Source organism: Micromonospora sp. NPDC050417 (genome assembly GCF_044458865.1).
Lineage (GTDB): Bacteria > Actinomycetota > Actinomycetes > Mycobacteriales > Micromonosporaceae > Micromonospora_G.
This window is the reverse complement of sequence record NZ_JBITIH010000009.1, coordinates 242,374-249,506: the sequence shown is the minus strand read 5'-3', so window position 1 is coordinate 249,506 and position 7,133 is coordinate 242,374. Positions and strand designations below refer to the sequence as shown.

The following is a 7,133-nucleotide window of genomic DNA, read 5'->3' as shown; positions in this document are numbered from 1 at the left end:
GCCGACGGCGGAGCGGTGGTTGCGGGCGAGTAGTTGGGCGTGGGCGTTCGGGACGTACTGGAGTTCCTCGACCGCCGCCAACACCCGCTCCCGCAGCGCGTCGGTCACCGGTTTGGCGCTGCCATTGATGATTCGGGACGCGGTCGCGGGGGAGACTCCCGCCCGGCGCGCCACATCTGCCAAGGTGGCCATCGATCCGACCTCTCCCCGGCCGCCCTGAGCCGGCTGCAGGTGAGGATAGCGCGCACCTGTACGTGGGAGAGGAAAGCCCTTGCCGAATCTGGGTGCAGAGCAGTAACGTGCGCGGGAAAGCGCTTACCTGGATCGACCGTGACAGCCTGAGGAGGCGACCGCATGGCCCGTACCACTATCGGGATCGTGCTCAACGGCGTGACCGGCCGGATGGGCTACCGCCAGCACCTCGTCCGTTCGCTGCTCGCCATCCGCGAACAGGGCGGCCTCCCACTGCGCGACGGCACCCGGCTCTGGCCGGAACTGGTGCTGGTCGGCCGCAGCGAGACCAAACTCCGCGAGATCGCCGAGCGACACGGCCTGACCGAGTGGACCACGGACCTGAACGCGGCACTGGCCCGCCCCGACGTCCAGATCTACTTCGACTCCCAGGTCACCGCCCAACGGGAGAAGGCGCTGCGGCTGGCGATCGAGGCCGGCAAGCACATCTACACCGAGAAGCCGACCGCCGAGGACCTCTCCGGCGCGGTCGAACTGGCGCGGCTCGCCGACGCCGCCGGCATCAAGCACGGCGTCGTACAGGACAAGCTCTTCCTGCCCGGTCTGCGCAAGCTCGACCGGCTGGTCCGGGGCGGCTTCTTCGGCCGCATCCTCTCCATCCGTGGCGAGTTCGGCTACTGGGTCTTCGAGGGCGACTGGCAGCCGGCGCAGCGTCCATCCTGGAACTACCGGACGGCCGACGGCGGCGGCATCGTCGTGGACATGTTCCCGCACTGGCACTATGTGCTGGAGCAGATCTTCGGCCAGGTCAACGCCGTGACGGCGCACGTCAGCACGCTCATCCCGACCCGCTGGGACGAGGCCGGCGAGCCGTACGAGGCGACCGCCGACGACGCCGCGTACGGCATCTTCGAGATCGACCGGCCGGGCCAGTCCAGCCCGATCGTGGCCCAGATCAACTCCTCCTGGGGGGTTCGGGTCTACCGCGACGAACTCGTCGAGTTCCAGGTCGACGGCACCGAGGGCAGCGCCGTCGCGGGGCTGCGCAACTGCCGCATCCAGCACCGGTCGACCACGCCGAAGCCGGTGTGGAACCCGGACCTGCCGGCGACCGAGGACTTCCGGGCACAGTGGCAGGTGGTGCCGGACAACGAGGAGTTCGACAACGGCTTCAAGGCACAGTGGGAGCTGTTCCTGCGGCACGTCGTGGAGGACGAGCCCTACACCTGGGACCTCTGGGCCGGTGCGCGCGGCGTCCAACTCGCCGAGTTGGGGTTGCTCTCCGCCCGCGAGGGCCGGCGGATCGAGATTCCCGAGCTGCGCACCGAGTCGTCGAAGTGAGCGACTCGGTCCTGCTGCCCGACGGCCGGTTCACCTTCACCGGCGCCGGGCAGGAGTTCGTAGCGCCCGGCCCACGCTTCACCACACGGGTCGCGTACGCGGCCGCGCACGTGGTGGCCGATCCGACCGCCGAGAACACGCCCGGTGTGCCGGCCGAACTCGACTGGTCCGCCACCCTGGCCTTCCGACACCACCTCTGGTCGCACGGTTTCGGCGTGGCCGAGGCGATGGACACCGCACAGCGGGGGATGGGCCTGGACTACCAGACCACCCGTGAGCTGATCCGGCGCAGTGCCGCCGAGGCCCGCGCGGTCGGTGGCCGGATCGTCGCCGGGGTCGCCACCGACCAACTGCCCGACGGTCCGGTGCACCTGGACGACGTACGCAAGGCGTACGCCGAACAGCTGGACCACGTCCAGGCCGCCGGGGCGACACCGGTGCTGATGTGCAGTCGTCAGCTCGCCGCCACCGCGCAGGGGCCGGAGGACTACCTCCGCGTCTACGACGAGCTGCTGCGGCAGGCGGACTCCCCGGTCGTCCTGCACTGGCTCGGTGCCATGTTCGACCCGGCGCTGACCGGTTACTGGGGTAGCTCCGATCCGGCGGCGGCGACCGAGACGGTGCTGGAGTTGCTCGCCGCGCACGCGGACCGGGTCGACGGGATCAAGGTATCGCTGCTCGACGCGGACTTCGAGGTGGCGTTGCGTCGTCGGTTGCCGGCCGGGGTTCGGCTCTACACCGGCGACGACTTCAACTACCCGAGTCTGATCCAGGGTGACACCTCCGCCACCAGCCCCGGAGGTGACTACTCCGACGCTCTGCTGGGGGTCTTCGCGGCGATCGCCCCGGTCGCCGCCGCCGCGCTGCGCGCGTTGGACCAGGGTGATCTTGACGGCTACCACCGGCTCTTCACGCCGACGGTGCCGTTGGCCCGACACATCTTCGGTACCCCGACCTACTACTACAAGACCGGGATCGTGTTCCTCGCCTGGCTCGCCGGCCACCAGGAGCACTTCACCATGGTCGGCGGACTGCACTCCGGACGGTCGCCCCGGCACCTGATCGAACTCTTCCGGCTCGCCGACGCCGCCGGCCTGCTGCCCGACGCCGGCCTTGCCGCGCACCGGGCCAGGGCCTGGCTGACCACCGTGGGGGTGCCCCAGTGAACCGCTTCTCGCTGAACCAGGCGACCACGAAGTACTGGCCGATCCCGGAACTGGTCGCGGGCTGTGTCGACGCGGGGGTGACCCAGGTGGGTCTCTGGCGCGAGGAGACCCGGGACTACGGCGTGGAGAAGACCGCGGCGCTGGTCCGGGAGGCCGGACTCGCGGTGACGTCACTGTGCCGTGGTGGTTTCTTCCAGACCCCCGACTGGTACGACGAGAACCGGCGCGCGATCGACGAGGCGGCGATCCTTGGCGCCCCGGTGCTGGTGCTGGTCTCCGGCGGTCTGCCGCCGGGAAGCCGGGACCTGGACGCCGCCCGGGCGCACGTGACCGAGTCGATCGGGGCGCTGGTGCCGTACGCGCTCGCCGCCGGGGTCCGGTTGGCGATCGAGCCGCTGCACCCGATGTTCTGCTCCGACCGTTGTGTCGTCGCCAGCCTGGGGCAGGCGTTGGACCTGGCCGCGCCGCATCCGGTCGAGGCGGTCGGCGTGGTGGTCGACACGTACCACGTCTGGTGGGACGACCAGGTCTGGGCGCAGATCGAGCGGGCCGGCCGGGAGCGGCGGATCGCCTGTTTCCAGGTCGCCGACTGGGTCACCCCGCTGCCGGAGGGGGTGCTGCTCGGACGCGGTCTGCCCGGCGAGGGGTGCGTGGAGCTGCGCCGGTTCCGGGAGGCGGTGGACGCGACCGGCTTCACCGGGCCGATCGAGGTCGAGGTCTTCCACGCCGACGTGTGGGCGCGGCCGGGCCGTGAGGTGCTGGACGCGACACTCGCGGGTTACTGGACCCACGTGTTGTAACGGCCCGGTAATCGCGGCGGCCGGGCGGCCTGGTCCGATCCGACGTGGCGGGGGAGGATGGGGGGATGGACCGGCCCATCTTTGTGTACGACGGCGACTGCGCGTTCTGCACCACCTGCGCCGAGTTCGTCGGTCGGCGTATCCCGACCCGGGCGCGGGTGGTGCCCTGGCAGTTCACCGACATCGACGCGCTCGGCCTGACCGTGGCGGAGTGCGACGCCGCCGTGCAGTGGGTCGGTACGGACGGCACCCGGGCGGCGGGCCCGGACGCGATCGCCCGGCTGCTCGGTGACAGCCGGCCGCTGTGGCGGGTGCTCGGTCGGGTGCTCCGGTTGCCTCCGGTCCGGGCACTCGCCTGGCCGACGTACCGCTGGGTGGCCCGCAACCGGCACCGGATGCCGGGTGGCACGGCGGCCTGCTCGCTGCCGCAGGCGGTTCGTGAGGAGCGGTACGGGCCCACTCCGAGGTGATCGGCGTCCGGCGGTCACCGACACCTGGCCGGGTATACGACACCGGCCGGACACCCGTGGGGTGCCCGGCCGGCAAGGGTCGGTACGCGCCTGGCGGGCCCGGGTGGGCCCTCGGCGTCGTCAGTGCTCGTGCGAGTGGCTGGCGAGTTGCTTGCGCACGTCGTCCATGTCGAGCTGCTGGACCTGGTCGATCAGGGACTGCAGGGCGCTCTCCGGGAGCGCACCGGGCTGCGAGAAGACGATCACGCCGTCGCGTACGGCCATGATGGTCGGGATCGAGCGGATCTCGAACTTCGCGGCGATGTCCTGCTGGGCCTCGGTGTCAACCTTGCCGAAGACGATCTCCGGGTGCTGCTCGGACAGCTTCTCGTAGACGGGGGCGAACCGCTTACAAGGGCCACACCAGTCTGCCCAGAAGTCCACCAGAACGGTGCCCTCCGAACTCGTCACCTCGTCGAAGTTGGCTGAAGTCAGCTCAACGGTAGCCATTGAACTCTCCGTTCATGGGTTGAGACCTACGCAGGCAAGAACCTGTCCACCGCCTGAAGAATTCCCCGTACCCCCACCCCGAAACGCCCAGGGTGGCCAGAGTCACCCTGCTCGCGTCGGAAGTCGGCCTGATCGGGGCGGCGGTGGCGGATTGACGACCATCGGTCCGGCCCGAGGTTTGCGGGCTCAGTGTTAAGAAAATTAAACGAATACCGTACGTGACGGGAGCGCTTCCATCTCGCCGTCCTTGACGACCTGTGGTGATCTGACGATCACGCCATCCACGAGGGCGAATCTCGAAGATGACCATGAGTTACTGCAACATCAACTCTCACGTTAAGTAGTGTTTCAAAAACATAACTGTGACCTCTGTCTCTGTTCCGACTCTTCTGTGTCCCGGCGTCATCGGGCAGAATCCTTCTCATCAGAGCGTGGGCGGCGGGTGCCGGGGAGGGCCCCGCCGCTCATTGCGTCCGGCCCCGAGTCTGATCCCGGGCCCCACTGCGCCCACCGGCTTGCTGCCCACCTGTGTCTGCCTACCAGCGTCGGGCGTCGAATCTCTCGGACAAGACCTCTGCACCCACCCCGACCGGTCATATGCTGGCGCCGGGAGGTTCCCATGAGCCACGACGCCTCGGGTGAGTCGCCGTTTCCTGGCCGACCGGCTGGGCGGGCGCCGACCGTGGCCTACTCCGCGGACGAGTGGAAGCTGCTCATCCGGCTTCCGGGGCGGGTGCTGGTGGCGGCCACCTCGCCCGAGCCGGCGAGCCCGCGCCACGCGGTGCTCGAAGGACTCGCCGGGCTGGAGGGCATCGCCGCCGGGCGGGCGTTCGACAGCGACCTGGTCCGCGCCGTGGTGGTTGCCATCTACGCCGAGCCCGACAACACCCCGCTGGATGCCGAGCCCGGTGACAGCCCCTTCGACGGTGGCCCCCACGCCGGCCGGCACGAACGACTCGCCGGGCTGCTCCTCTCCTGCCAGGCTGCGGTCGAGGTGCTCGCCGATCGGGCCGACCCGGCCGACTCGGCCGCGTACCGCCAGTGGGTGCAGTCGGTGGCGGCGCGGGTACGCCGGGCGGCACACCCGGTGGACGTGCACCTCGGCACCTCCGGCGAGTGGGTGCCCGGGATCGACGGCGGCTTTCTCGGCCGGCTCGGTACGGCGCTGGGCCTGCGCTGAGTCGCCGCCCGGTCGGCCCGTACCCTCTGCAGATCGTGGACGCTGAGGTCGTGGGGAGCGCGGAGGAGGAGGTCGGGGTCGGGCCCTGGCCGGGTGAGTTCCCGACGGACCCGCACTACGACCCGGAACTGCTCGCGCACGGCGACCGGCGCAACGTGGTGGACCGTTACCGGTACTGGCGGCAGGAGGCCGTCGTCGCCGACCTGGACCAGCGCCGGCACTCGTTCCACGTGGCGATCGAGAACTGGCAGCACGACTTCAACATCGGCACGGTGGTCCGGAACGCGAACGCCTTCCTCGCCGCCGAGGTGCACGTGGTCGGGCGGCGGCGGTGGAACCGGCGCGGCGCCATGGTGACCGACCGGTACCAGCACGTACGGCACCACGAGACGATCGAGGGCTTCGCCGGCTGGGCCCGGGAGACCGGTCTCGTGGTCATCGGGATCGACAACCTGCCCGGCGCCCGCCCGCTCGAAACGGTCACGCTCCCGGCGCGGTGCGTACTGCTCTTCGGTCAGGAGGGGCCGGGGCTGTCCGATCCGGCCCGCGCCGCCTGCGACCAACTCTTCTCGATCGCCCAGTACGGCTCGACCCGCTCGATCAACGCGGGGGTGGCCAGCGGCATCGCCATGCACGCCTGGATCCGGACCCATGCCGGGCCGCCGCCCGGATAGCCCCTGTCCGACCCGTCCGGGCGAGCGGCGACCCGAGGCAAGTTGACCGAAAAGGCCGGTTCGCTTGACTACGGAGTGCTGTGCCGGGACTGTAGTTCGTGTGAGTCTTGCGGTGAGTTGTCCGAGGTGTGGCGGTGCGGTGGCACCGCCAGACCTGATGCACTCCGAATGGCGGTGCCCGGACTGTGGCCCGGTGCCACCGCTGCACGTCGCGGAACGGGTCGGGCCGGGGATGCTGGAGATCGCCACCGCGCGGATCAACGACCCGCCGGAGCCGGTCGCCGGCTCGGCGATGCCGCTCTGGTGTCTCTGGCCGCTGCCACCCGGATGGGTGATGACCGGCGCGGCCTGGGCCGGCGACGATCGTACGGGTGTGCGAGCCACTGCGGTGGCGTGCAGCGGCCCGGCGCCACTCGGTGGCGGACCCGCCGACCTGATCCTGGTCGCGGAGGAGCCCGGCGTCGGTCTCGGCACCCGGTTCGCCGGCATCCCCGGTCCGGACCCGGGCGCGCTGCTCGCCGACGTGATGACCGTTGAGCTGCCCGGACACGCCGAGAACCCGGCACACGCCAAGGTCCGGGCGGCTGGTCACCCCACTCCACTTTGGTCGGTCAAATCCCCGACAGACCGCAGCGCGTACGTCGGCGAAGCTCGGGGGCGATGGTTATATGCGATAACCTGGCCGTCGAGCGCGGGCTACCTCCTCGCGGAAGATGTCGTGCTACACGACTTGACCGAGTGGTTGCCGCCCGAGCTCGTGTACGGGGCGCCGTCGCCGTACCTGCACGGTCTGGTCTGACTGACCATCTCGGACAGGTTCG

9 protein-coding genes are annotated in these 7,133 nt (G+C 70.3%); 7 read left to right on the top strand and 2 right to left on the bottom strand.

Annotated features, from left to right (window positions below):
- Positions 1-192, bottom strand: a 192-nt coding sequence (locus tag ACIBF5_RS14655) for a LacI family DNA-binding transcriptional regulator (protein WP_396811677.1), incomplete at its 3' end; no start/stop codon positions are given.
- 162 nt (positions 193-354) lie between these two features.
- On the opposite strand from ACIBF5_RS14655, the gene ACIBF5_RS14650 reads away from it, so the two are divergent.
- From ACIBF5_RS14650 to ACIBF5_RS14635, 4 genes are all read left to right on the top strand, one after another.
- A complete protein-coding gene (locus ACIBF5_RS14650; protein WP_396811675.1) occupies positions 355-1,533 on the top strand; it encodes a Gfo/Idh/MocA family protein in 1,179 nt (392 codons plus the stop codon).
- On the top strand, positions 1,530-2,699 hold the full coding sequence (locus ACIBF5_RS14645) for a dihydrodipicolinate synthase family protein (RefSeq protein ID WP_396811673.1): 1,170 nt from the start codon (positions 1,530-1,532) through the stop codon (positions 2,697-2,699). The genes ACIBF5_RS14650 and ACIBF5_RS14645 overlap by 4 nt, the downstream gene beginning before the upstream one ends.
- Positions 2,696-3,499 carry a sugar phosphate isomerase/epimerase family protein gene (locus tag ACIBF5_RS14640; protein WP_396811672.1) on the top strand — a complete coding sequence of 268 codons (804 nt, stop codon included), beginning with the start codon at positions 2,696-2,698 and terminating at the stop codon, positions 3,497-3,499. Before ACIBF5_RS14645 ends, ACIBF5_RS14640 begins: the two co-directional genes overlap by 4 nt.
- A 65-nt stretch (positions 3,500-3,564) precedes the next feature.
- Positions 3,565-3,969 carry a thiol-disulfide oxidoreductase DCC family protein gene (locus ACIBF5_RS14635; protein ID WP_396811670.1) on the top strand — a complete coding sequence of 135 codons (405 nt, stop codon included), beginning with the start codon at positions 3,565-3,567 and terminating at the stop codon, positions 3,967-3,969.
- Positions 3,970-4,089: 120 nt separating this feature from the next.
- On the opposite strand, the gene trxA is transcribed toward ACIBF5_RS14635, so the two are convergent.
- Complete coding sequence (gene trxA / locus ACIBF5_RS14630; RefSeq protein WP_121157294.1) at positions 4,090-4,458, bottom strand: thioredoxin; 369 nt, start codon at positions 4,456-4,458, stop codon at positions 4,090-4,092.
- A 619-nt stretch (positions 4,459-5,077) separates the two neighbouring features.
- Here trxA and ACIBF5_RS14625 point away from each other — a divergent pair.
- The 3 genes from ACIBF5_RS14625 to ACIBF5_RS14615 all read left to right on the top strand — a co-directional run bounded on the left by ACIBF5_RS14625 (position 5,078) and on the right by ACIBF5_RS14615 (position 7,111).
- A complete protein-coding gene (locus ACIBF5_RS14625; RefSeq protein WP_396811668.1) occupies positions 5,078-5,638 on the top strand; it encodes a hypothetical protein in 561 nt (186 codons plus the stop codon).
- Between the two features lie 50 nt (positions 5,639-5,688).
- On the top strand, positions 5,689-6,312 hold the full coding sequence (locus tag ACIBF5_RS14620) for a TrmH family RNA methyltransferase (protein ID WP_396811702.1): 624 nt from the start codon (positions 5,689-5,691) through the stop codon (positions 6,310-6,312).
- Positions 6,313-6,451: 139 nt separating this feature from the next.
- Positions 6,452-7,111, top strand: a complete 660-nt coding sequence (locus tag ACIBF5_RS14615; protein WP_396811666.1) for a DUF6758 family protein — start codon at positions 6,452-6,454, stop codon at positions 7,109-7,111.
- The last annotated feature ends 22 nt before the right edge of the window (positions 7,112-7,133 follow it).

Excerpts from the sequence above, each read along its gene's own strand:
- trxA (WP_121157294.1), bottom strand. The coding sequence starts at position 4,458 with ATGGCTACCGTTGAGCTGACTTCAGCCAACTTCGACGAGGTGACGAGT.
- ACIBF5_RS14635 (WP_396811670.1), top strand. The coding sequence starts at position 3,565 with ATGGACCGGCCCATCTTTGTGTACGACGGCGACTGCGCGTTCTGCACC.
- ACIBF5_RS14650 (WP_396811675.1), top strand. The coding sequence starts at position 355 with ATGGCCCGTACCACTATCGGGATCGTGCTCAACGGCGTGACCGGCCGG.
- ACIBF5_RS14625 (WP_396811668.1), top strand. The coding sequence starts at position 5,078 with ATGAGCCACGACGCCTCGGGTGAGTCGCCGTTTCCTGGCCGACCGGCT.